Raw genomic sequence first — 2,531 nt, forward strand, 5'->3', positions numbered from 1 at the left:
GGCGACAGGAACGTCGGCGACAGGAACGTCCAGTCGAGGTCACCGACGGTCTTCAGCCTGTCCAGGAAGTCGGCGCCCTTCTGCGCTTCAGCCTTGTAGATCGCTGGGAATTCCGGCGTATCGACCAGACGCTTGCCAGGCGCGACTTCGAGACTGCCGGCACCGCCGACAATGAGATAGCGCTTCACGCCGGAGGCGCGCACGGCAGCGATCAGCGCGTCGGCATCACTGTCCAGAAAATGCACGGCGCTGATCACCACATCATGGCCGCGGATCAGGTTGGCGAGACCTTCCTTGTCGAAGACATCGCCCTTCCTGGCTGTCACACCCGGCAGCGCCGCGATCCTTTCCGGGTTACGGGCGATGCCAGTGACGGTGTGGCCGCGATCGGAGAGTTCCCTGAGAAGGCGCGAACCGACAGCGCCTGATGCGCCGATGAGAGCGACTTTTGCCATGTCTTTTCCGTTTCCTTGTTGGAGATTGCTGATGGATGGATCACGCCGCGATGTGGGCGACGAGATTGTCGAAGCTGCCGAACAATGCATTCGAACCGATGAGCCGGGGCGCGTCGTTGCGCATGACCGCCAGAGCGGGCACGCCATCGGCATGCAGGCGCAGGAACAGCGCGCGGCCACGGCCGACCAACTCGCGGTGGGCCGTCATCAGCTCTTCCGTCGGCGCCTTCAGCAGGTCGCTAGCGTCCCTCATGCCCGCGGTGGCGAGCACCTGGGCAACGCCGTCGATCGTCACGATATCGCGGCCGTCGACATAGCGCGCTCGCTGGATCGTCTTCAGCGCGAAAAGTCTACGGCCGGGATCTACCAGGCCGGCAGCACTGATGCCGAGTGTGGCGGCGTGGGAGTCCAGCAAGGTGCCCCGGACATTGAGGACGTTGTGTTGATAGGCCTGCGTGAACTTCTGTCCGGTGAGCCGCTCGATGCGCTGATCGTTCGCCCAGGCGTGGGCGGCAAAACCTTCATCCATGGGACGCACGCCGGCACCCGAGAACAAGCCGGTCGGCAGCAGCTCGACGCACACGCCGCCGGCCGACAGCCTGTCCAACATCGGGGTGGCGCCATAGCACCAGCCGCAGAGCGGATCGAAGAGGTAGGTCACTTCTGAATTGCTCACGATCGCTGCCATCCTTGGTGCGGAAAGACCGGCCACCCGACCGGTCGAATGTGTTGGCGCATCCATGACAGGCGGCGGCCTTGCGATAAACGGCGGTCAATAATACAAACTGTCTGATCTGATCAGACAAAAAGGCTGTCGCTTTGGCCGAACTTCTGAACCTCAATCGGCTCGCCTACTTCACCACGGTGATGGAAACCGGCTCGTTCACCGCAGCGGCTGACCGGCTTGGTGTCGCCAAGGCCGTCGTCAGTCACCAGATCGGCAAGCTCGAGGAGGAACTGGGCGCAACGCTGCTTCAGCGCACCACACGGCGCGTCACGCCAACCGAAGAAGGTCGCCTCTTCTATGATCGCGCGATGATCATCCTGCGGGAGGCAGAGGCGGCCTATGGCGAAATCTCGCACGGAGCGGTCGAGCCGAGCGGGACGCTGAGGCTAACCGCGCCGCTCGACTATGGCACCAAGGTGGTGGCCCCGGTCATGGCCGCCTATCTGAAGGCCTATCCGCATATGCGCGTCGAGGCGATCTTCGACGACGCGGTGAGCAATCTGGTGGACGAGCAGATCGATCTCGGCATCCGCGTCGGCTGGCTTGCCGATTCCTCCAACCAGGCGCGCCGCCTGGGCACGATACGGCAGACCGTGGTGGCGAGCCCCGCTTTCGCGGCAAGCCTGCCGCCCGACGTCAGCCCGCGCCAGGCAAGATCGCTGGCCTGGGTCGGCAACGCCCAGCTGCGCGGCATCGGCCAATGGTTGTTTTCCAGGGATGGTGAAACCGTGCTGACCGAACTCAATCCGATCATCATGTGCGACAAGAGCCCCGCCGCCCATGCCTGCGTGCTCGCCGGCATCGGACTGGGCGTATTTCCCGACTACAGCGTCAGCGACGACATTTCCGGGGGACGGCTGGTGCCGGTGTTTTCCGACTGGAGCTTGCCCACCGGCGGCATCCATGCCGTCTTTCCGCCGGCCCGGTTCCGGCCCGCCAAGGTGCGCGCCTTCGTCGACTTGCTCGCGGCGGCCGAGAAAAGCCGATCGCGCGGCCGCACCGTGGCGTGACGCCAATAGGGCGATCTGTTGCACGACGCTGCAACAGCTGGGCAATTTCCGTCGCATGGAAACGTCAGAGACAACTTACATTGATGGGAGAATCGACGGCAAGGCGCTCCCAAAGCGCAACGCCCGCCGGCTTTTGGCCAGGCGGGCGTTTGGTTGCTGGAACAGGCTTTGTCTTATTTGTCCTGCTGCGTCGGCTTGGTTCCTTGCGGGGCCCTGAGGGGTTCGAATCCACGGCCACGGTCGGCCAGATACAAAAACAGCCCGGGCTTGGCCGGGCTGTTTTAATTTGGTTGCGGGGACAGGATTTGAACCTGTGACCTTCAGGTTATGAGCCTGACG

3 protein-coding genes are annotated in these 2,531 nt (G+C 63.5%); 1 reads left to right on the plus strand and 2 read right to left on the minus strand.

Going from position 1 to position 2,531, the window contains the following annotated elements:
* The coding region (locus AC1DZP_RS35840; RefSeq protein WP_477309033.1) for an NAD(P)-dependent oxidoreductase at window positions 1–455 on the minus strand (455 nt) is incomplete at its 3' end.
* Between the two features lie 40 nt (window positions 456–495).
* The gene (locus AC1DZP_RS35845) at window positions 496–1,143 is read right to left on the minus strand and encodes a DsbA family protein (protein ID WP_477309035.1); all 648 of its coding nucleotides are present in this window, start codon (window positions 1,141–1,143) and stop codon (window positions 496–498) included.
* 131 nt (window positions 1,144–1,274) lie between these two features.
* Here AC1DZP_RS35845 and AC1DZP_RS35850 point away from each other — a divergent pair, with 131 nt between their 5' ends.
* On the plus strand, window positions 1,275–2,192 hold the full coding sequence (locus AC1DZP_RS35850) for a LysR family transcriptional regulator (RefSeq protein ID WP_477309037.1): 918 nt from the start codon (window positions 1,275–1,277) through the stop codon (window positions 2,190–2,192).
* Window positions 2,193–2,531: the final 339 nt, after the last annotated feature.

This window comes from Mesorhizobium sp. P2_F8 (assembly GCF_056403655.1).

Bases quoted from the DNA above. Each gene is read 5' to 3' on its own strand.
- AC1DZP_RS35845 (WP_477309035.1), bottom strand. From the start codon at position 1,143: ATGGCAGCGATCGTGAGCAATTCAGAAGTGACCTACCTCTTCGATCCG.